Raw genomic sequence first — 21455 nt, 5'->3', positions numbered from 1 at the left:
GGGTGGTCTTGCCGTGGTCGACGTGCCCGATGGTACCCACGTTCACGTGGGGCTTGGTCCGCTCAAACGTTCCTTTTGCCATGATGATTTCCTCCTGAAAGGGGATGTCTCTGGGACAAGCCAGCCTGCACAGCATACCGGCCGGAGCCGGGGGCATGTAACCCGGAAAGCGTAAGGAAATGCGGCCCGCTTGAGTAAGCAGGCCGCGTTCCCGGCTGGAGCTCTTGGTCGGGATTGAACCGACGACCTCTCCCTTACCAAGGGAGTGCTCTACCACTGAGCTACAAGAGCGGAGAAAAAAGCGGGAAACGAGACTCGAACTCGCGACTTTCAGCTTGGGAAGCTGACGCTCTACCAACTGAGCTATTCCCGCGTGTGGTGGGCAGGGGCGGATTCGAACCGCCGTACACTTTCGTGAACAGATTTACAGTCTGTCGCCTTTAACCACTCGGCCACCTACCCGTCCTGCTCGTCCCGGCCCGGATTGTCACGGCATGGGCCGTGTGGAGCCACCCAGGAGAATCGAACTCCCAACCTTCCGATTACAAGTCGGGTGCTCTACCAATTGAGCTAGGGTGGCAGCCCTTCCCGGAACCGGCGGGGACAGATTTCTGCCCCTGAGTGCGAAAGTTTCGCGCTTGCCGCGCTGACTTCCGGCTGTGAATAGTAGCACCGGCTCCAGGGGGTGTCAACACGGCCCCGCCGCGCTATCGGGGTGGAGTTTGAGAAGCGTTCGGCGGCCCGTCTGATGAAGCCGGACTGAAGGCAGCTTCCGCCCCACCTCCGCCATATCGCGCATTTGCCGCCCAGCCCATCGGCGTAGACTGACCGCTCTCCGGCCTGCTGAGCTGCCGAAATCTGCCCACCCCCGCCTGTCTTCGCCCTCTTTCCCCCTTGAGGTACCTCTCCCTTGGACAGTTTGCGAACCCTCTGGCCCTACCTGCGGCTGCACCGCCGCCAGTACGTGATCGGGTTGATCGCGGTGGTGATCGCCAACAGCGTGAACCTGCTGCCGTACTACTTCATTCGCCTCACCATCGACGGGGTGACCGGCCAGACCGACGCGGACGCGGCGACGGCGGGCATTACTGCCACCCAGGTGCTGCTGTACGCGCTGGGCATCGTGGCGGCGTCCGCGACGGCGGGCTTGTTCATGCTGGTGATGCGCCGGATGATCGTGATCGCCTCGCGCCAGACGGAGTACGAGATTCGCCGCGATATCTTCGGCCACCTCCAGACCCTCGACAAGCCGTACTACGACCGCGCCCGCACCGGGGACCTGATGAACCGCCTGACCGGGGATCTTGGGGCCGTGCGGGAAATGCTGGGTTTCGGGGCGTGGCAGATCGTCAACATCGTGTCGGGGTTCATCACGGCCTTTGCGGTGATGTTCAGCCTGAGCTGGCAGCTCACCTTGATCGTGCTGGCGCTGCTGCCCATCATCGTGGGGCTGCTGACCTACATGGCGCGGCAGATCAACAAGCGGCACACCTTCGTGCAGGAGCAGAACAGCCTGATCGCTGCCAAGGCGCAGGAGAACTTCAGCGGGGCGCGGGTGGTCAAGGGCTACGCGATCGAGGACCGCGAGATCAAGGACTACCGCGCCATGAACCTCGAACTGCTGCGGCGCAACATCTCGCTGATCAAGGTGGACGGGCCGCTCAGATCGGTGATGAACCTGCTGCTGGGCCTCGCCTTTGGCCTGATCCTGCTGGTCGGCGGGCGGCTGATTCTGAATGGCGACGGCACCTTCACGGTGGGGATGTTCACCCAGTTCGTGGGGACACTGGAACGCCTCGCCTTCCCGATGCTGATGGTGGGGTGGATCACCGGGATCACGCAGCGGGGTCTGTCGTCGTGGCTGCGCCTGCGCGAGCTGTTCGACGCCCGTGCCCTGGTGCGTGACGAACGGGGCCGGGCCAACCCCGGTATTCAGACCCTGCGCGGCGACGTGGAGTTCGACCGGGTGACCCTGCGCTACGGCGAGCGCACCGTGCTGGAGGACGTGAGCCTGAAGGTGCCCGCCGGGACGTTCCTGGGCATCACCGGGCCGACCGGCAGCGGCAAGACCGTGCTGGGGCAACTGCTGACCCGCTCGATGGACCCGACCTCGGGCGTGGTGCGGGTGGACGGGCACGACGTGCGGACGATCCCGCTGCGGGTGCTGCGCGACCACATCAGCGTGGTGCCGCAGGAGCCCTTCCTGTTCAGCGACTCCATCGCCAACAACATCGGCTTCGGGCTGGGGAACCGTGACCTGCCGGAGGTGCCCACCGGGGTCAGCGTGGTGGGGGCACCGCCTCCCCCCGACATTCCCCCGAACCCCGACATGAACCGGGTGCGGGACGCCGCGCGGCTCGCGGGCCTCGCCGGGGACGTGGAGGACTTTCCGCAGGGCTACGACACAGTGCTGGGGGAGCGGGGCGTGACCCTCTCGGGTGGGCAGCGGCAGCGCACGGCGATTGCGCGGGCCATCGTGCGCGACCCGGCGATCCTGATTCTGGACGACAGCCTCTCGGCGGTGGACACCGAAACTGAGCGGCGCATTCTGGACGGCCTGCGCGAGGTGGCGCGGGGCCGCACGGTCATCTTGATCGGGCACCGCATCAGCACCCTGCGCCACGCCGACCAAATTGTGGTGCTGGAGAGCGGGCGGCTGGTCGAGCAGGGCACCCATGAAGAGTTGGTCGCCGCCGGGGGCCATTACGCCGAGATCGAGCGGCTCCAGCGCCTCGCTTCTGACCTTGACGCCGACGACGAACCCATCCGCGACGCGGAGGTCGCCGCCGACGTGCTTGAACACCAGCCCATACCCCAGGAGGCCGTGAAGTGACCGCAGGTGCTCCCCTTCCCCCCGAATCCAATAAGGCGGCTTTCGACGCCCAGCTCACCCGGCGCATCTTCCGCTACCTGCGGCCGTATCTGGCGCTGGTGGTGGGCGCAGTACTGCTCTCGCTGGCCTTTTCGGGCATCCAGCCGCTGTTCGGACTCATTCAGCGCTACGCCATCGACAACGCGCTGACGCCCTTCGTCAATGGGGTGACCGCTGACCGCGAGCCGCTGCTGCGGACGCTGACGGTGGCCGCGCTGACCTACATGGGCCTGAAGGTGCTGGAGTTCGCCGTGCAGTACGGCTCCATCATGACCATCGGGTACCTGGGGCAGAACGTGCTGCGCGATATTAGGGCGGACGTGTTCACCAAGCTCCAGCGGCTGCACCTCGCCTTTTTCGACCAGAACCCGGTGGGGCGCCTGATCACCCGCGTGACGAGCGACGTGGACGCGATCAACCAGTTCCTGACGGGTGGGCTGGTCAGCCTGATTCAGAGTGCCTTCCTGATCGTGGCCTACGCGGTGATTATGCTCAGCGTGGACTGGCGGCTGGGGCTGGTGAGCTTCAGCGTGCTGCCGTTCATGTATCTGGCGTCCAACTATTTCCGGGGCCACCTGCGCGACGCCTTCCGCAGCAACCGCTTTCAGCAGGCGGTTGTGAACTCCAAGCTCAACGAGAACATCACCGGGATGACGACCGTGCAACTGTTCGGGCGGCAGCGGCGTATGGCGCTGGACTTCGACCACGCGAACCGGGCGCTGCTGACCGCCAACGAGAACTCGGTGAAGTGGTTTTCCCTCTTCATGCCCGTGATGGCGGTGCTGGGGCAGATCGGCATCGCGCTGGTGCTGTACTTCGCGGCCTCGCGCCTGCTGGGGCAGGACGCCGCCGGGGTCGCCGCCGCGACGGGCGTGACGGTGGGCACGCTGGTCGCCTTTATCGGCTGGACGACGAACCTTTTCCAACCGATTCAGGACCTCGCGGACGTGTTCAACAACCTGCAGGCGGCGATGGCGAGCAGCGAGCGCATCTTCGAGGTGCTGGACACCGAAGAGAAGATTCAGGACAAGCCGGGCGCGGCCACGCTGGAGCCTTTCGAGGGCCGGGTGACCTTCGACGGCGTGTGGTTCGCTTACGACCAGGACGTGACGGCGAACACGCCCGACAGCGACGACCGCTGGATTCTGCGCGGCATCGACCTCGACATCCAGCCCGGCGAGAGCGTGGCCCTGGTCGGTGCAACTGGGGCGGGCAAGACAAGCGTGACCGCGCTGGTGAGTCGCTTCTACGACGTGCAGCGCGGGGCGGTGCGGGTGGACGGCCACGACGTGCGCGATCTGGAGCAGCACGACCTGCGGCGACATGTGGGTGTGGTCTTGCAGGACGTGTTCCTGTTCGCCGGGACCATCGAGAGCAACCTGACGCTGAACAACCCGGCCATCTCGCACGAGCGGGTGGTCGAGGCGTGCAAGTACGTGGGCGTCCACGACTACATCGTCTCGCTGCCTGAGGGCTACCAGACCGAGGTGCGCGAGCGCGGCGCGACCCTCTCGACCGGACAGAAGCAACTGCTGGCCTTCGCCCGTGCGCTGATCCAGAATCCCGACATCCTGCTCGTGCTTGACGAGGCGACCGCCAACGTGGATACCGAGACGGAGCTGCGGATTCAGCAGGCGCTGCTGAAGGTGATGGAAGGCCGCACCTCCATCATCATCGCCCACCGCCTCAGCACCATTGAGCACTGCGACCGCATCGTGGTGATGCGCAAGGGCCGCATCGTGGAGCAGGGGAGCCACCGGGCGCTGCTGGACAGGGGCGGGTACTACGCCCGGCTGCACCGCCTGCAATACGCGCAGGGGGACGCGGCGGACTGAGGTTAAAGGGCAAGTCGGGCGGTGGGGGAGACCTCGCCGCCCGACTTGCTTTGGGCTGACCTTCCGCTGACACGGCGGTGACGCCGCCCTGACGTGGGGGGGGCACCCTGGGGCCATGCAGAAGACCTTCCTCCTGGGCCTCGCCCTGGTCACGACCGCCACCGCCTCGCAGGCCGCCGCGCAGACGATCACCGGGGCGGGGGCCTCCTTTCCCTACCCCCTCTACTCCAAGATGTTCGCGGAGTACCGCAAGGACACGGGCGTCAGCGTGAACTACCAGTCGGTGGGGAGCGGCGCGGGCCAGAAGCAGATCACCGAGCGCACGGTGGACTTCGCGGGGTCGGACAATCCCATGAGCGACGAGGCGATGAAGGTCGCGCCCGCCAAGCTGCTGCACGTGCCTACCGCCATCGGCGCGGTGGTACCCGCCTATAACGTGCCCGGCGTGACGCAGCCGCTGAAGTTCACGGGCCGGGTGCTCGCCGACATCTACCTCGGCAAGATTCGCACCTGGAACGACAAGGCGATCACGGCGCTGAATCCCGGCGTCACGCTGCCCGGCCTGCCCATCACCGCCGTGCGCCGCAGCGACGGCTCGGGCACGACCTACGTGTTCGCGGATTATCTGAGCAAGGTCAGCAACGAGTGGAAGACCAAGGTGGGCGTGGGCAACAGCCTTCAGTGGCCCACCGGCACGGGCGCCAAGGGCAACGACGGCGTGGCGGGCGTGGTCAAGAGCACCCCCGGCGCGATCGGCTACGTGGAACTGGTGTACGCCAAGCAGAACAAGCTGCCCTTCGGGAGCGTGCGCAACCGCGCGGGCAAGGACGTGCTGGCCGACAACGGCCCCGCCGCCGCCGCCGCGCAGGGCGTAGTGATTCCCGCCGATACCCGCGTTAGCCTGACGAACAGCGCGAACCGGGACGCCTACCCCATCACCAGCTTCACCTACGTGATCTTCTACGGGGAACAGAAGTACGGGAACCGCACCCAGGCGCAGGCCAAGGCCCTCAAGAATCTGCTGAGCTGGATGGTCACGGGCGGGCAGGCCTATACCGAGCCCCTCGACTACGCCAAGCTGCCCACCACGGTGGCGAGCAAGGCGCGGAACATCATCAATTCCATGACCTACGGCGGCAGCAAGCTCTAAGCGGTTGCTTCCCTCCGGCGCGGGCGGCTCTCTGGCGGGAGCCGCCCGGCTCGCTGCCCGCCTCCTGGTCTTCCCCGATGGCCTCGGCCCTGACGTGGCCCTGACGCCCACGCGCTGAACTGTTTCCCAGAGGTCATGATCCCATGAGTGAACCCCTGCGCCCCCGATCCTCCCCCCGCGCCGCCCTGTCCGGGCGCAGCGACCGCACCTTTCAGCTCCTGATTCTCGCGCTCGCCTCGGTGATCGTGCTGGTGTTCGTCCTGAGCGTGTACCAGCTCGGGCGCGAGTCGTGGCCTGCCCTGCGCGAGTTCGGGCTGAGCTTCTACACCGAGCGCACCTGGAACCCGGTGACGGGCCAGTTCGGAGCGGCCCAGATGGTGATCGGCACGCTGGTGACCAGCCTCGCCGCGCTGGTGCTGAGCGTGCCGCTGGCGGTGGCGAGTGCCCTGTTCGTGGCCGAGTACGCCCCAAAATGGCTGGCGAACCCGGTGGGGTACCTGATCGAACTGCTCGCGGCCGTGCCCAGCGTGGTGTACGGGCTGTGGGCCTTGTTCGTGATCGCGCCGATCCTAGGCCGCTGGCAGCAGGGCTTTTTCGCCGATCCGGCGAACCTCGCCGTTTACACCCGCTGTCAGGACCTCTGGAACAGCGGGCAGACCACCCTGCAATGCTTTTTCGTGCCCAACTCCTTCGATGGGCGGGGGCTGGCGCTCGCCATCCTGATCCTGACGGTGATGATCCTGCCGTACACGGCGTCGGTGGCGCGGGACGTGATCCGGCTGGTCCCGCAGGATCAGCGGGAAGCGATGTACGCGTTGGGCGCGACGAAGTGGGAGGTGATCTCGCGGGCCATCCTGCCCTACGCCCGCGCGGGCATCCTGGGCGGCGTGATCCTGGCGCTGGGCCGGGCGCTGGGCGAAACACTGGCGGTGGCGATGGTGATCGGGGACAGCCAGGACATCATCAAGAGCCTGTGGGGCGGGGCCAGCACGATGGCTTCCGTGATCGCCAACCAGTTCGGCGACGCGCAGGAGAGGCTGCACCGCTCCAGCGTTGTGGCGCTCGGCCTGGGCCTCTTTCTCCTCAGCGTGCTGGTGAACTTCATCGCCCGCCTGGTGATCGCGCGGCTGACCCCCAAGGGGATTCAATGACCGTCCGCTCCACGTCCCGCCCCGCCCGCCCCCGGCCCCGCCTCAGCCCGGCCCGCCGCGCCCGTAACCTGCTGATGGGCGGCTTGATCGGCCTCTCGACCCTCATCGTGGTGGCCCCCCTGATCCTGATCTTCGCCTACCTGCTGCGCGAGGGGCTGGGGGCGATGAACCTCGACTTCTTCACCCGGACGCCCGCGCCGGAAGGGGAGACGGGCGGCGGCCTCCTCAACGCGATTCTGGGCAGCCTCCAGATGCTGGCGATGGCGAGCGTGCTGGGCGTCGGGGTGGGGGTCGCGGGCGGCATCTTCCTGGCGGAGTACCCCCGGCACCGGCTGATGCCCACCGTGCGGATGCTCAGCGACGTGCTGGCGGGCATCCCGGCCATCGTGATGGGCCTGGTGGCCTACGGCCTGATCGTCCTCCAGTTCGGCTTTTCCGGGCTGGCGGGGGCCATCGCGCTGGGCTTCCTGATGATTCCCATCGTGGTCCGCACGACCGAGGAAGTCCTCAAGCTCGTTCCCGTCACCGTGCGCGAGGCGGGCCTGAGCCTGGGGCTCCCGCAGTGGCTGGTCATCCTGCGCATCGTGCTGCCCGCTGCCGCCGGGGGCATCGTGACCGGCGTGATGCTGGCCCTGGCGCGGGTGGCCGGGGAAGCCGCGCCGCTGCTGTTCACGGCCTTCGGGAACCCGCTCGTCAACCTCGATCCCACCAAGCCCATGAGCGCCCTGCCGCTGGAAATCTACCGGGGGGCGACGAGCGCCTACGACGAGAACCAGCGTCTTGCCAAGGCCGGGGCGCTGCTGCTGATCCTGATCATCTTCGCCACGAGTCTGCTGGCGCGGCGGGCGAGTCGGCGGCGCTAAGCCCACCCTCCCATCTCCAAGGAGTCCCAACCCTATGTCGACCCCCCTCCTTACCGCCCAAGACGTCAGCATCTATTACGGCGACAAGCAGGCCGTGCGCGGTGTGAACCTCAATGTGCAGCGCGGCACCGTGAATGCCCTGATCGGCCCGTCCGGGTGCGGCAAGACCACCTTTCTGCGGGCGATCAACCGCATGCACGACCTGACGCCGGGTGCCCGCGTGACGGGCCGCATCGTGCTCGACGGCGAAGACGTGTATGCCCCCGGCGTGGACGCCGTCGCCATGCGCCGCCGCGTCGGGATGGTCTTTCAGAAGCCCAACCCTTTTCCCACCATGAGCGTGTTCGACAACGTGGTGAGTGGCCTGAAGCTCACGGGCGTGCGCGACCGTGCCCGACTGATGGAGGTGGCCGAGCGCTCGCTGCGCGGAGCGGCGCTGTGGGACGAGGTGAAGGACCGCCTCAAGACCCCGGCGACGGGTCTGTCCGGCGGGCAACAGCAGCGGCTGTGCATCGCCCGTGCCCTCGCCGTCGAGCCCGAACTGCTGCTGATGGACGAGCCGACCTCGGCCCTCGACCCCGCGAGTACGGCCCGCATCGAGGACCTGATGACCGGCCTCAAGCAGGTCACCACCATCCTGATCGTGACGCACAACATGCACCAGGCGGCCCGCGTCTCGGACACGACCTCCTTTTTCCTGAACGGCGACCTTGTGGAGCATGGCGTGACCGATCAGGTCTTTACCAGCCCGCGCGACGAGCGCACCGAGGCGTACGTGACGGGTCGCTTTGGCTGAGCTTGACTCCCCCGTCACCCGGCGGGCCGATACTGTCGTCATGACGTTCGGTGCGGCGAGGGCAGAAGACATGGGCATGGGCCGCGTGACCCCCCGCTTCCTGCGGATGCTCAGCCTCGCGCTGGAGGAGCTGGAGGCCGTGCGCGACGCCGCCCGCCGTGCCGAGTACGCCGGACTGACCGCCCGCGCCGGAGAGCTGGAGCGAGAGACGAATGCGCTGGAGCGCGAGCTGGAGGACGCCTGCCTCGCCGCCTTTGCCCGCCCGCTGACCCCAGACGACCTCGCCTTTCACTTGCTGGTCTTTCGCAGCCTGACCAACCTGGAACGGGTGGGCGACTACGCCTTTGGGGTAGCCCGCGACCTGGAGCGGCTGGCTCCGCGCACCCGCTCGGCCACCCTGCAAGACGTGCTGCCGCTGGTAGGCCTCCTGACCACCATGCTTGACCGCCTCGCCTACGCCTTTGCCGAGCGCGACGCGGCGGCGGCCCGCGAGGTCATCCGTCTGGACGAGGAGGAGGTGGACGTGCTGTACGAGCAGATGCTGCGGGCCAGCCTGACCCGCCTCCATGAGCGCCCCGACGACGTGGACATCGCTCTAGCCGCCAACCGGATGGCCCGCAGCCTGGAGCGCCTGGGGGATCATTTGGTCAATGTGGCTGAGCGGGTGCTGGCGCTGGTGGAGGGACAGGGGGCCGGGAGAGCGACGGCGGGGCAGCCTTCCTAAGCCATCTGGCCGAGGCCCGGTCCCGGCTCCTCGCCTGCTAGCCTCCCCGCATGACCACAACCGAATCCCGCGAGCTTCCCCGCTGGCGTACCGACGACCTCTACGCGAGCCTGCAAGACCCCCGCTTGGGCGCGGACCTCGCTGCCGTGCGGGACGAGGTGGCCGCACTGGAAGCGACCTTTGACCGCTATGGCGTCCGCAAGGAGGGCGCCGCCGCCACCCCGGAGAGCCTGGAAGCCGTGCTGGGGGGCTTGAATGCGCTCTCGACCCGCCTGACCGCGCTGCGGGGCTTTATCTCCGCCTTCGTGACGACCGACAGCCGTGACGCCCTCGCGCAGCAGAAGATGGGCGAACTGACCACCCTGACTCTCCCGCTGGGACCGCTGCGTTCGCGCCTGACCGTGTGGCTGGGCGGGCAGGATGTGGAGGCGCTGCTGGCCGCGTCGGAGGTCGCCCGCGAGCACGAACACCTGATTCGCCGCAGTGCGGAGCGTGCACAGTACCAGATGACCCCGGAAGAAGAAGATCTCGCCGCTCGGTTGCGGCCCAGCGGGGCGGGCGGCTGGTCGAAGCTGCACGGCAACGTCTCCAGCCAGCTTCGCGGCGAATTCCGGGGCGAGTCGCTGCCCGTGACTGCCCTGCGTGCCCTGGCGACCGACCCTGACGAGAGCGTGCGCCGCGATGCTTACGAGGCCGAGCTGAAGGTCTGGGAAAATGCGGAAGTCGTCCTGGCCGCCGCCCTCAACGGCGTCAAGGGCGAGGAAGGCACCCTCGCCGCCCGCCGGGGCTTTCCCGACGCGGTGGCCCCCAGCCTGCTGACCCACGGCATCGACCGAGAGACGCTGGAGGCCATGCAGGGCGCGGTCGTGCGCTCCTTTCCCGACTTCCGGCGTTACTTCGCGGCGAAGGCGCGGGCGCTGGGCAAGGAACGGTTGGACTGGTGGGACCTTTTCGCGCCGGTGGGCCGCTCGCAGACCGAGTGGACCTACGAGGCCGGGACCCGCTTCGTGGAAGAGCAGTTCCGCTCCTACTCGGACAAACTCGGGGACTACGCCGCCCGCGCCTTTGCCGAGCGCTGGATCGACGCCGGGCCGCGCGACGGCAAGCGGGGCGGGGCTTTTTGCATGGGCTGGCAGGGCGACGAAAGCCGCATTCTGATGAACCACGACCCCAGCCTCGACAGCGTGTCCACCCTCGCGCACGAGCTGGGGCACGGCTACCACAACCTCCTCAAGGCCCCGCGCACGCCCCTGCAACGCGAGACGCCGATGACGCTGGCCGAGACCGCCTCCATCTTCTGCGAGACGATCATCCAGAACGCGGCGCTGGAACGGGCGACCGGCGAGGAGCGCCTCTACGTGCTGGAGACGCAACTGCTGGGGCACGCGCAGGTCGTCGTGGACATCCACTCGCGCTTCCTCTTCGAGCGGGCCGTGTTCGAGAAGCGGGCGCAGCGTGACCTGACGCCGCAGGAAATCAATGACCTGATGACCTGGGCGCAGCGCGAGACGTACGGGGACGCGCTGGCGAGCACCCACCCATACATGTGGGCCGTCAAGCCGCACTACTACAGCCTCAGCTTTTACAACTACCCCTACACCTTCGGGCTGCTGTTCGGCCTGGGCCTGTACGCCCAGTACCAGGCGGCGAAGGAGCGCGGCGAGGCCGCCGACTTCCAGCGCCGCTACGACGAGCTGCTGTCGGGCACCGGCCTGGCCGACGCCCGCACCCTGGCCGCCGGATTTGGCATCGACCTGCACGCGCCCGACTTCTGGGAGGGCAGCCTGAACGTGATTCGCGGGCAGATCGCGGCGTATGAGGCGGCGATGGCCTGACATTCGGCCAGGAACGGGAAGGGGAGAGGCGGCCATTCCAAGCTGCCTCTCCCCACTGCTTCTTCCGACTAACTAGGCTCGACCTGCACGTCCGTCAGCGTCACGGGTACCCCGGCCCGGAGGGTGTTCTGAATCTCAGCGACCTGGTCGGTGTGTAGTAGCAGCTCCCGTACCTCGGCCTCGTCGTGCGGCGTGGTGACCCGGACGCGGTAGGTCACGTTCCGGGCCGGTTCACCCTCGCTCCCGAAGTCGCCCGAGACTTCCACCTCCACCCGACCCACTGTCAGGCCGCGCCTGGCTGCCTCCCGGTACACGTCGTTGCAGTAGCAGGTCGCCAGGGCGAGAAACAGCAGCTCGCCGCCATTGACCGCCGAGCCGAAGCCGCTGGGCCGGGGCGGGACGGCCAGGGACTGAACGTGCCCCTCCGTCCGCAGGGTGACCTCATGGTGGCCTGCGCTGTTCTGCACCAGGGCGCTGATGTGCATGTCGCACCTCGGGCGCGGATTACCGCACCTTCACTTCCTGATCGAACCACGTCAGCACCCGCTCGCGGCCAAAGGGCCACACGGACACGCGGGCGGCGTCGGCGGCTTCCTGCGCGAACTCGGGGAAGGGGCCGGTCTTGGCGGGGGCGGCGTTCCAGACAGGGGCATCGTGGGGCAGGCCCGCCAGCTCGCGGGCGCGGGCAAGTCCGGTCTGGAGGTCGCCCAGCTCGTCGATCAGGCCCAGCTCCAGTGCGTCCAGCCCGCTCCAGATGCGGCCCCGGCCGATCTCGTTGACGCGCTCGGTGGTCAGTTTGCGGCCCTCGGCCACCCGGCTGATAAAGCGGTCGTAGACCTCCGAGATGCCGCGCTTGACGTGCTCGCGCTCGTCCTCCGAAAAGGGGCGCGAGGCCGTGTACATCAGTGCCCGCTCGCGGCCCACCGCCTCGGGCCTGAGGCCGTGGCGGGCATTGAAGTCGCGCAGCACGGGCTTGCCGCTCACCACGCCGATGCTGCCCGTGAGGGTGTACGGGCTGGCGACCACGTGCTTGGCGTGCGTCAGCACGTAATAGCCGCCGCTCGCCGCGTACTCGCCCATCACGGCGACGACGGGCTTGTCGGAGGTTGCCACCTCGCGCCAGATCAGGTCGGAGGCCAGGGCCGACCCGCCGCCGCTGTCCACGTACAGGACGATGGCCTTGGTCGTCTTGTCCTTCTTGGCGTGCCGCAGCGCCGCGACCACGGTGTCGGACCCCGCCTGCGGGCCGCCCAGCAGCGGCAGAGGGAGGGGATTGTTCCTGCTCTTGCCGGTGACGATGGTGCCCACCAGCGACACGACGGCGACCCGCCCGGCCTTGGGGTTGCTCGGCTTCTTGGGCATCAGCAGGTCGAGGACCGCCGCCATCGGCCGGGTGCCGGGGCCGATCAGGTCGTCTTCGTAGGCCACGCGGTCGATCAGGCCCGCCTCCCGTGCCCCGTGGGCGCTCGTCAGGTCGCCGGTCAGCCACGTGCGGGCCACGTCCTCGCTGACCCCACGGGCCGCCGCGAGGTCACGCGCCCAGGCCGATTCCAGCCCGTGCAGGTACGCCGTGAGCTGCTCGCGGTTGGCGTCGTCCATGTGGTCTTGCGAGTAGCGGGTCAGGGCCGCCTTGTACTCGCGGATGCGCAGGTTCTCGAACTCGATGCCGCTCTTGCGCAGGAACTCGCCCAGGAAGGTCTGCTCCAGTCCGAAGCCCGGCACCATCACGTCCGCCGACTCGGGCGAGACGACTTCACGGGCGCCGCTCGCCGCGATCAGCCCAGTCATGGTGAGCTGCGGCAGGAAGGCCACGACCCGCTTTTCCCCCGCCAGCCGCGAGAGGATGCCCCGAATCGCGTGTGCGGTCGCAGGCGAGGCCGTGAACTCGGAGAAGCGCACGAGGACGCCGTGCAGCCACTCGGCGCCGCGCAGCTTCTCGGCGCGGGCTTCCAGCGCCTCCAGCGTCTCGGTGCGGTTGAGCAGCGCCTGGATGGGGTTACTCGGTTGCCGCGCCGGGTAGCTTCCGTGCAGGTCGAGAATCACCCAGGTCGGCCGGGTCACGCCGTCCGGCAGCGGATCGCCGGACCGGGGCAGAAAGGGAATGTTGACCATACCCCCTAGCCTACGCGCCCCGGCCGGGGACGGTTCCCCAGCCGCGCCCCCATCGCCCCGGCGCGGGTTAAGAGAAGGTCGGTCGCTTCGGGCGGCAGGTGCGCCCGCGCCGCCTCCCCGAACAGGGCCAGCCAGCGCTCCAGATGGGCTCCCCGGATGCCCAGCCCCGCGTGGACATGGTTGAGGTTCCCCCGCCACGCTGGACCGCCCCCCAGCATCGTGACCCAGAAGGCCGTCACGCGCTCCAGGTGGGCGTCCCAGTCGGTGACGTGCGCGGCGAAGATAGGGCCCAGCACCTCGTCCACCCGTGCCCGTGCGTAGAAGTCGGCCAGCAGGGGCCGCAGCGCCGCCTCGCCGCCGATTGCCTCCAACGGGGTCGCCGGGAGGCGGGGAGGAGCTTCCTCCAACGCCACCAGAAACGCCGCCTTATGTTCGGTCGGGAGGGTCGGCCCGGCCCAGGCGGTCAGGGAACCGTGGGTCCAGTGGAGGGGCAGTTCTCCCTCCCAGGCGTGGACGACTGCCCCGTGCGGTGCCCCCGCCCATTCCCCGGCCGGGCCACCGGGCCGCACGTGTGCCCCCAGCACCCGCCCCGCGAGCGCCGCGCCCGTTCCCCAGGCAAGGGTGGGCACGCCCCGGCGCCGGGCCTCCGACGCCAGCGCCAGCAGCGCCCAGCGGTCGGGCCTCTCCCGCACGTCGGCCACCGGCTCACCGTCGTGCGGGAGCAGCAGACCCGCCGCACCCGGCAGCGCCTCCGGGGTGACGGGCTCGGTGGGCCAGTCCGGCAGTGGGAGGGAAGAGAGCAGGGCACCGGGCATGGGGCCAGGATAGGGAAGACCCCCGGCGCACAGGGTCCGGGGGTCACCTTCGGGGGATGGGTTACTCGTTGGTGTCGGTCGGGGGGGTCGGTGTGCCCTCGTCCGCGCCCCCACCCTCGCCCTGCTGCCCGCCGGTCTGCTGCCGGGGCGGGGCCTCGTTGTCGTCGCGGTTCTCGCCGCCCAGCGTGTCGGCGATGTCGGCGGCTTCCGAATCCTCGATGGTGGGGTTGGCCGCGCTGGACTTCTCGACGTTCGAGGCGCCGGTCTGGCCCACCTCGGTCTGCTCGTCGCCGCCCTCGGGGGCGGTGGGCGAGGGCACGCCGCTCGTCTCTTCCTGGCCGCCTACGCCGTCGCCCTCGGGAGTGGACTCCTCGGTGCCGCCGCTCTGCTGCCCGGCGGGGGCCGCCACCGCGCCGTTCTCGCCGGACTGCTCGCCGCCCAGCGTTTCGGGGCGGGTGTCGCCCTGCGGCTGGGTGAGCTGGTCAGAGCCCTGGGTCGCGGCGCTCTTGGGCGAGGGCGCGTCCTCGCTCTTCACGTCCTGCGTGGTGGGGTCACCGATGCCCTCGGCGCCCGCCTTGGCTTCCTCCTCCTCGGCGTGGTGCGGGGTGGTCGCGATGCGGTACCCGGCATACGAGCCGCCCAGCGTGAGCGCCAGCAGCAGCGTCATGGTGACGGCAAAGGTGTTCTTCATAACGCCCCAGCCTACCATGCGGTCAGGGGCCTTTGGCCCGCGCTCAGCGGGAAAGCGGTGAGGGTTGACCCGCGCCGCCTTTACCCTTTTCGGGCGCGGCCCTCCCGCCACCTCAAGGTGCAGGGTGGGGCTTCCCCTGGGCTACCCTGGGGCGTGCGCCTCGCCTCCCTGACCGCCTCCAACTCGGACATTCTCGCGGCCCTGGGCGCGGCGGGACAGGTCGTCGCCGTGGACAGTCACAGCGACGCGCCCGGCATGGAGGGGGCGGTCCGGGTCGGCCCCGACCTCGACATCGACGTGGGGGCGGTCGCGGCGGCGCGGCCCGACCTCGTGCTCGCCAGCCTCAGCGTGCCGGGGATGGAGCGGGTGGTCGCGGAGCTGGAGCGGGAGGGGCTGCCCACCCTGGTCCTCGACCCCGTGAGTGTCGGGGATACTCTGGTCGACATCCGGACCATCGCAGCGGCCATCGGCTGCCCGGAGCGGGGCGCGGCGGTCGCGGATGCACTGAGGGACGAACTCTCCCGCCTCATCCGACCCTTCGCCCGGCCTCCCCGCGTGCTCGTGGAGTGGTGGCCCCGGCCCATCATCGCGGCGACCCGCGAGTCATGGGTGACGGACCTGCTCGCCGGGCTGGGCGCCGTGAACGCGCTGGGGGACCGGGCGGGCCGCAGTTCACCCCTCACGCTGGAGGAGGTGCGGGCGGCGCGGCCCGACCTGATCGTCTGCTCGTGGTGCGGGGCGAAAAAGCTGCGCCCGGAGCTGATCGAGGCGCGGGGGCTGGGGGTGCCGGTGGTCGCGGTGCCGGAGAGTGGGTTGGGTCGCCCCGGTCCCCGGCTGGTGGAGGGAGCGCGGCAGATCGCGGCGGCGCTCGCGGCCTTCAGCGAGCCGGAGGCCAGCCCAGCAGCGCCCGCAACCCCCGCAGGCACTCAGCCCGGTACGCCCCCAGGTCCGGCTCCGGGTCGGCCAGAAAGCGCACGCTGAGGCCCTCGACGAGCGCCCGCAGCAGCCGCGCCCTTTCCCCGGCCCCTTCCTCGCCCCCCAGTCGCGCGAGTTCGAGGTCGAGGGCCAGCGTCTCGCGCAGAAAGTCGCGCTGCACCGCCATCAGCTCGGGGTCGCGGGTGGCGGCGGCCAGAAAGTCGAGGGACACCGTGTAGAAGCGCCGGGTGTTTTCCACCCCGTAGAACTGGTTGTCCACGTACGAGCGCAGCTTGGCCTCGGGGGAGGGGGCCTGGCGCAGCGCCCGGCGGGTGGCGACCGTGACCGTGCGGGTAAAGCGGCGCATGACGGCGGCGAGCAGCCCCGCCCGGCTCCCGAAGTGGTAAGCCAGCGTGCCCTTGCTGACCCCCGCGTGCCGGGCGATGTCGGCCAGCGTCACGTCCGCGTAGCCGCGCTCGTAGATCGCAAAATACGCGGCCCGTTCCAGGGCGGCGCGGCGGGCGCGGTCCTGAATGGGGTTGACGCGGCGGGCCATGAGGGGCAGGGTAGCGGGTCCGGCGGGGTGGACGCCCCTGACCGCTACTTCGCCCCGTGCCGCAGGAACTCGCGCATCTCGTTTACGCAGGGGCTGGCCTCGTGCTGGGCGCTGCTGCCCGTCACGGTCCGCAGCAGGCCCGCGTCGCTGAGGTAAAGCTGGCTGATGCGGTAGGCCACCCCGTTCGCCTCGTGGGTGTAGGCGGCGAGGACCCCCCAGGTGCCCCCGCGTTCTACGGGCTGCGTCACGACCTCGGACACGGTCTTCTGGCCGCCCAGCGTGCGCTGCAGCCGCACGGCGAAGGTCCGCGCCGCCGCCTGGGTGCGGAAGGAGGGCAGCGCCTGCCCGTGCCGTTCCTCGCGGATCAGGCACGCGCCCGAGGTGTCGGCCCAGACGTTGGCATTGCCGTTCACCGGGGTCCAGCCCTTCATGGGGACCACCAGGGCCAGGGCGGGGGAGGCACTCAGGGCGAAGGCCGCGCCGAGCACGCGCAGGGGGGCAGGCATGCGTCAGTGTACCCAGGCGGCGGCCCTTACCGCGAGGCCAGCCGCGCCTCCAGTCCCGCCCGCACCTCCGGCCACTCGCCGCGCAGCACGCTGAAGACCACGCTGTCGCGGGCGAATCCGTCGGGACGCACCTGGTACTGCCGCAGGGTGCCCTCGCGCACCGCGCCCAGCTTCTCCATCGCCCGCAGGCTGCGGGCATTGCGGGCGTCCACCTTGAACTGCACGCGGTTCGCGCCCAGCTCCCCAAAGGCGCGGCTCAGCAGCAACAGTTTGGCCTCCGGGTTGGCGGCGGTGCCCTGCGCGGCGGGGACCAGCATGGTGCCGATCTCGACCCAGCGGTCGGCGGGCCGGACCTCGCTGTAGCTGATGCGGCCTGCGGCCCGTCCGTTCATCAAGACCGCCCAGTTCAGGCGGGCGGGCAAGGCGTTGAGCCGGGTGATGTACTCGGCCCACCCCTCCACCGTCTGCGGTTCCGGCCCACCCCGCGAGAGCAGCGCGTAGGTCCCCTCGTCCGCCCCCGCGTGGAGGTCGGCGGCGTGCGCTTCCGTCAGCGGCACCAGCGTGACATGCCGCCCGGTGAGGGGCACAGGCCGGAACCACTCGTCGGTCGGGGCGGGCGTCACCGGGGCGTTCATCCCCCCACCGTACCCGGTCCAGAAGCAGAAGAAGCCCCGCCGGGGAGATCCAGGCGGGGCAGGGCAGAGGTGGGTCAGAATGGGGCGGAGGTCGGCTCGGGTCCCTCGTCTTCCGGCTTGCGGAGCGGGGGCGCGGCGGCCTCGCTGACCCGGCGCCGTCCGCTGAGTGCCCGGCCCAACGTCACCTCGTCGGCGTATTCCAGCGCCCCGCCCACCGGGAGGCCGTAGGCGATGCGGCTCACGACCGCGCCCAGCGGTTCAAGCAGCCGTTGCAGATAGAGCGCGGTGGCGTCGCCCTCCACGGTGGTCCCGGTCGCCAGGATGACCTCCATGCCCTCCCCCACACGCGGCAGCAGGGGCCGGATATGCAGCCGCTCGGGGCCGACCCCGTTCATCGGGCTCAGGACCCCGTGCAGCACGTGGTAGAGGCCCCGGTACTCACCGCTGCGCTCGATGGCGATCACGTCGCCGGGTTCCTCGACCACGCAGATGATCTGCTGGTCGCGGGAGGGGTCGCTGCACACGTCGCAGCGCTCGGCGTCGGTGATGTTGAAGCAGATCGGGCAGGTGTGCAGTTCGCGCTTGGCCGAGAGCAACGCCCCGGCCAGCCGCTCGATGTCCTCGCGCGGCTGCTCGAACAGGTGAAAAGCCAGCCGCTGGGCACTCTTGGGGCCGATCCCCGGCAGGCGCGACAGTTCCCGGATCAGGGCGACCAGACTGGGTGGGTACTTCATGCGTCACCCCACTGACGGCTCCCCATCAGAAGCCGGGCAGCCCCAGCCCGCGCGTCGCGTCCTGCTGGAGGGCGTCGGCCTTGGCCGAGGCGTCTTGCAGGGCCACGAGCAGCAGGTCTTCCAGGGCCTCCACGTCGTCCGCGTCCACCGCTTCGGGCTTGATCTTCAGGGCGGTCACCTTGCCGTGCCCGTTCATGGTGACGGTCACCAGCCCGCTCGCCGTGCCCTCTACCGACTGCGCGGCGAGGTTTTCCTGAATCTTGGCGGCGGCGACCTGCGCCTGCTGCATCTGCTTCATGAGCTTCTTCATGTCCATAGCTCCGGCCATTCTACCGGGGGGCCGGGAGGCGGAACGTGGGGGGTGGAACGTGGACCGTGGGCCGGGCTGGCTCTACGTTCCACGGTCCGCACTCCCTACAGCGCCGCCGCCCTCGCCCCCTTCGCCCGGCGGTAGAGCTGCGCGGGGCGGCCTGGACCGCTGCGCCGCTCGCCGCTGGGCACGAGCAGCCCCTGCGCCAGCAACCGCTTGCGGAAATTGCGCTTGTCGAGGGGCCGGTCGAGAATCGCCTCGTGGACCCGCTGTAACTCGGGCAAGGTGAAGGTGTCAGGCAGGAATTCCAGCGCCAGGTGCGCGTATTCCAGCCGCACCCGCAACCGCCCCAGTGCCCGCGTCAGGATCGCGGCGTGGTCGAAGGCGAGGGCGGGCGGACGGTGCGCCGGGAACCACCCTGCCCCCAGCGTGTGCCCACCGCCCGTCACATCCACCGTGCCGTGCGCGAGGACCGCGAGGTGCGCGACGGACACGATGCGCCCGCGCGGGTCCCGGCCCGGCGCCCCGAAGGTATAGAACTGCTCGAGGTGCCGGGGCTCCAGCGTCACCGAGGTTTCGGTGCGCAACTCGCGCAGCGCCGCCTCGTGCAGGTCCTCGCCGGGGTGGACGAAACCGCCGGGCAGCGCCCAGGCGTGGGCATGGGGCAGTTCGCCGCGCTGTACGAGCAGCACCTGCAACTCGCCCCCGTGCATGGCAAAGGCCGCCACGTCCACCGCCAGGCCAACCTGGGTCGCCTGGGGCGGCAGGGCAAGTGTCTCCATGACACGAACTGTAGGTCCGGCACCGGGGGACGTCAAGGACATAAGTGTGGGAAGCCCTCTCGGCTTATCGGGTGCCACACGGCCTTTTCGCCGGACTTATGGGACGGACGCTCCCCGCTCCGCCCGCGCCACCGCCACATGTGCCCGCAGCAACTCGGCGACGCTCCAGGCCTGAAAGGGGCACCCGCCGGGACGCAGGCTGCCGCCGGAAAACACCTCGCTGACATGGCCCACGCCCGCCTCCCCCATATGGCCCGTCAACCCCCGCAGCGCCGCGCGGGCGCGGTCCACCTCGCCCCGTGAGAGCAGGAGGTCGATATAAGCCCCCAGCGGCCACGGCCAGACCGTTCCCTGGTGATAGGCGGCGTCGCGCACAAGCTGGTCGCCACCGTAGTTGCCCCGGAAACGCGGGTCCAGCGGGCTGAGGGTGTGCAGCCCCAGCGGGGTCAGCAACTCGGCCTCGGCCCGCCGCACCGCCCCTTCCACCTGCGCGGGGGTGGCGGGCGTGTCGGGCAGGGCCAGTGCGATCAGGGCATTCGGGCGGATGCTGGGATCGGCCTCGCCCTCCGGGGAGAGGGTGTCGGCGGGAAAGTCGTCTGCCAGGAACGCCGCGAAGCTGGCCTGCGCCTGGGTGAGCAGAGCGGCGAACTGGGGAGCCTCGTCCAGTTGCGCCGCGAGCCGCCCCTCGGCCCCCAGTGCCGCGAGCCACAGCCCCTGAATCTCGACCGGCTTGCCGTGGCGGGGGGTGACCACCCAGTCGGCGATCTTCACGTCCATCCAGGTGAGCTGCACCCCCGGTTCCCCAGCGAGGAGCAGGCTGTCCCCTGGATCCACCCGGATGCCGTGGTCGGTGCCGCGCACGTGCCACTCCAGCAGTTCGCGCAGGCGGGGCAGCGCCTCCCGTGCGAAGGCGAGGTCATTCGTCGCCCCCACATACCGCTCTAGGGCCACCGCCAGCCACAAAGCCCCGTCCACCGTGTTGTATCCGGCGCCCGTGCCGTCCTCCAGAAAGTTGTTGGGCGTCAGGCCCCGGCGCAGGGTCGTCAGGAACGTCTCCAGCAGGGCGCGGGCCTCGGCGTGCCGCCCGGTCGTGAGGGTCAGGCCGGTCAGCGCGATCATGGTGTCGCGCCCCCAGTCCGCGAACCACGGGTAGCCCGCGATCACGCTCAGCCCCGCCTCGCCACGCTGCACGAGGTAAGCGTCGGCGGCCACGGTGAGGGTGGCGACGAGGTCGTCGCCGGGCAGCCCCGTCGCCTCCCACGCCTGCTCCACCAGTGCCCGGCGCCGCGTGGCCTCCGTGTCGTAGGCGGCCCAGGGGTCAGGCACTTCCCCCCCCAGGCCCCCCACGACCAGCGCCACCTGGCCCCCACCCGGAGGCAGCGTCACCCGCCACAGCGCCGCGCCCACCACGCGCTCGTATTCCGGTTCGCCCCGCGCCTCGTCGTGCCGGAAGTAGACGCGCTGGGTAAAGGGCCGGGGCGTCAGGCCTTCTACCGCCGCACCGGGGGCGTGGAGGCTCACCCCCGTCTCCCGCGTGCCGCGCACCACGCCCCGCGTCCCCTCCACCCCGAAGGTCAGCTCCGGCGCCCGCTCATGCGTGTGGTGCATGTCCCGGTCCGCGAAAAAGCCGCCCAGGGTCAGCGTGACCGCCTCCCGCGCTTCTACCTCGTACAGGAAGACCACCGCTCCCGAGTGCCGGGGCATGAAGCTCCGCCGCCGCACCCGCACGCCGCCCACGAGTTGTTCGCGCTCGGGCAGCAGGTCGCGCAACGTCACGCCCGCGAGCCAGGTCAGGCCATTGCCCTCGAAGACGTTCGGGGCCAGTTCCAGCGCGTGCAGGGTCACCTCGCCCTGGCCTGTCTCTACCCTCTCCAGCGGCGAGACGAGGTGCTGCCAGCGGTCCACCGGGGGCTGGTGACTGACCGCCAGCCCCGAGTAGCAGCGGGTGGGTACCCCGGCGAGGCTGCTCAGCGCGAAGCCGCCCAGGCCGTCGGTGAGCAGCACTTCGAGGTTGGGATCGCGGGCCTGAAGGGGACCGTAAGACCGGGACGCGGCAGGTGAGAAGGTCATGGTCTTCAGCATGCCGGGCGCGGGGGGCCGCGTGGTAGACTGATCTGTCACGCCGAACAGGTGGACAACAGCCGCTTTCTCGCCAGCGTGTGGGAGGGCGTGC

The 21455-nt window shown here is 69.8% G+C and carries 20 protein-coding genes and 4 tRNA genes; 9 read left to right on the top strand and 15 right to left on the bottom strand.

Translation table 11 applies throughout. The features are described from left to right. Positions 1-216 precede the first annotated feature (216 nt). From L1280_RS14165 to L1280_RS14150, 4 genes are all read right to left on the bottom strand, one after another. Positions 217-291 (bottom strand) — tRNA-Thr (locus L1280_RS14165). A gap of 9 nt (positions 292-300) precedes the next feature. After that, a tRNA-Gly gene (locus tag L1280_RS14160) sits at positions 301-373 on the bottom strand. Between the two features lie 3 nt (positions 374-376). Continuing rightward, positions 377-462 (bottom strand) — tRNA-Tyr (locus L1280_RS14155). A gap of 42 nt (positions 463-504) precedes the next feature. Then, positions 505-580: transfer RNA gene (locus tag L1280_RS14150), tRNA-Thr, on the bottom strand. Positions 581-910: 330 nt separating this feature from the next. Between L1280_RS14150 and L1280_RS14145 the strand changes: the two genes are divergently transcribed. From L1280_RS14145 to L1280_RS14110, 8 genes are all read left to right on the top strand, one after another. After that, the gene (locus L1280_RS14145; protein ID WP_253582933.1) at positions 911-2833 is read left to right on the top strand and encodes an ABC transporter ATP-binding protein; all 1923 of its coding nucleotides are present in this window, start codon (positions 911-913) and stop codon (positions 2831-2833) included. After that, the gene (locus tag L1280_RS14140) at positions 2830-4707 is read left to right on the top strand and encodes an ABC transporter transmembrane domain-containing protein (protein ID WP_253582932.1); all 1878 of its coding nucleotides are present in this window, start codon (positions 2830-2832) and stop codon (positions 4705-4707) included. Before L1280_RS14145 ends, L1280_RS14140 begins: the two co-directional genes overlap by 4 nt. A 115-nt stretch (positions 4708-4822) precedes the next feature. Next, on the top strand, positions 4823-5857 hold the full coding sequence (pstS, locus tag L1280_RS14135; RefSeq protein WP_253582931.1) for a phosphate ABC transporter substrate-binding protein PstS: 1035 nt from the start codon (positions 4823-4825) through the stop codon (positions 5855-5857). Between the two features lie 143 nt (positions 5858-6000). Then, positions 6001-7008 carry a phosphate ABC transporter permease subunit PstC gene (pstC, locus tag L1280_RS14130; RefSeq protein ID WP_253582930.1) on the top strand — a complete coding sequence of 336 codons (1008 nt, stop codon included), beginning with the start codon at positions 6001-6003 and terminating at the stop codon, positions 7006-7008. Next, positions 7005-7871 (top strand): phosphate ABC transporter permease PstA, encoded by an 867-nt coding sequence (gene pstA, locus L1280_RS14125; protein WP_253582929.1) that lies wholly within the window; start codon positions 7005-7007, stop codon positions 7869-7871. Before pstC ends, pstA begins: the two co-directional genes overlap by 4 nt. Before the next feature lie 34 nt (positions 7872-7905). Next, complete coding sequence (pstB, locus tag L1280_RS14120; protein ID WP_253582928.1) at positions 7906-8667, top strand: phosphate ABC transporter ATP-binding protein PstB; 762 nt, start codon at positions 7906-7908, stop codon at positions 8665-8667. A gap of 40 nt (positions 8668-8707) precedes the next feature. Continuing rightward, entirely contained in the window at positions 8708-9391 is a 684-nt protein-coding gene (locus tag L1280_RS14115) for a PhoU domain-containing protein (RefSeq protein ID WP_253582927.1), read from the top strand. 50 nt (positions 9392-9441) lie between these two features. Next, entirely contained in the window at positions 9442-11226 is a 1785-nt protein-coding gene (locus tag L1280_RS14110; protein ID WP_253582926.1) for a M3 family oligoendopeptidase, read from the top strand. Positions 11227-11294: 68 nt separating this feature from the next. Here L1280_RS14110 and L1280_RS14105 read toward each other — a convergent pair whose 3' ends face one another. The 4 genes from L1280_RS14105 to L1280_RS14090 form a co-directional block, all read right to left on the bottom strand. Further along, entirely contained in the window at positions 11295-11711 is a 417-nt protein-coding gene (locus L1280_RS14105; protein WP_104990062.1) for an OsmC family protein, read from the bottom strand. A 19-nt stretch (positions 11712-11730) separates the two neighbouring features. Next, entirely contained in the window at positions 11731-13338 is a 1608-nt protein-coding gene (locus L1280_RS14100; RefSeq protein ID WP_253582925.1) for a S49 family peptidase, read from the bottom strand. Positions 13339-13343: 5 nt separating this feature from the next. Continuing rightward, the gene (locus tag L1280_RS14095; protein ID WP_253582924.1) at positions 13344-14153 is read right to left on the bottom strand and encodes a group III truncated hemoglobin; all 810 of its coding nucleotides are present in this window, start codon (positions 14151-14153) and stop codon (positions 13344-13346) included. 61 nt (positions 14154-14214) lie between these two features. Next, a complete protein-coding gene (locus L1280_RS14090) occupies positions 14215-14844 on the bottom strand; it encodes a hypothetical protein (RefSeq protein ID WP_253582923.1) in 630 nt (209 codons plus the stop codon). Positions 14845-14997: 153 nt separating this feature from the next. On the opposite strand from L1280_RS14090, the gene L1280_RS14085 reads away from it, so the two are divergent. Beyond that, entirely contained in the window at positions 14998-15825 is an 828-nt protein-coding gene (locus L1280_RS14085) for a helical backbone metal receptor (protein WP_253582922.1), read from the top strand. On the opposite strand, the gene L1280_RS14080 is transcribed toward L1280_RS14085, so the two are convergent. The 7 genes from L1280_RS14080 to L1280_RS14050 form a co-directional block, all read right to left on the bottom strand. Next, positions 15722-16315, bottom strand: a complete 594-nt coding sequence (locus tag L1280_RS14080; protein ID WP_253582921.1) for a TetR/AcrR family transcriptional regulator — start codon at positions 16313-16315, stop codon at positions 15722-15724. The two genes, L1280_RS14085 and L1280_RS14080, sit on opposite strands and share 104 nt — an antisense overlap. Positions 16316-16359: 44 nt before the next feature. Beyond that, on the bottom strand, positions 16360-16821 hold the full coding sequence (locus tag L1280_RS14075) for a hypothetical protein (protein WP_253582920.1): 462 nt from the start codon (positions 16819-16821) through the stop codon (positions 16360-16362). Between the two features lie 26 nt (positions 16822-16847). Continuing rightward, complete coding sequence (locus tag L1280_RS14070; protein ID WP_253582919.1) at positions 16848-17456, bottom strand: GNAT family N-acetyltransferase; 609 nt, start codon at positions 17454-17456, stop codon at positions 16848-16850. Positions 17457-17530: 74 nt separating this feature from the next. After that, a complete protein-coding gene (gene recR, locus L1280_RS14065) occupies positions 17531-18190 on the bottom strand; it encodes a recombination mediator RecR (RefSeq protein WP_253582918.1) in 660 nt (219 codons plus the stop codon). A gap of 25 nt (positions 18191-18215) precedes the next feature. Then, positions 18216-18506 (bottom strand): YbaB/EbfC family nucleoid-associated protein, encoded by a 291-nt coding sequence (locus tag L1280_RS14060; RefSeq protein ID WP_152867908.1) that lies wholly within the window; start codon positions 18504-18506, stop codon positions 18216-18218. 98 nt (positions 18507-18604) lie between these two features. Further along, positions 18605-19282 (bottom strand): NUDIX domain-containing protein, encoded by a 678-nt coding sequence (locus L1280_RS14055; protein ID WP_253582917.1) that lies wholly within the window; start codon positions 19280-19282, stop codon positions 18605-18607. A 96-nt stretch (positions 19283-19378) separates the two neighbouring features. Next, entirely contained in the window at positions 19379-21352 is a 1974-nt protein-coding gene (locus L1280_RS14050; RefSeq protein WP_253582916.1) for an amylo-alpha-1,6-glucosidase, read from the bottom strand. Between the last annotated feature and the right edge of the window lie 103 nt (positions 21353-21455).

The organism is Deinococcus sp. HSC-46F16 (genome assembly GCF_024171495.1).
GTDB lineage: Bacteria > Deinococcota > Deinococci > Deinococcales > Deinococcaceae > Deinococcus.
This window is presented reverse-complemented; position numbering and strand designations above follow the sequence as displayed.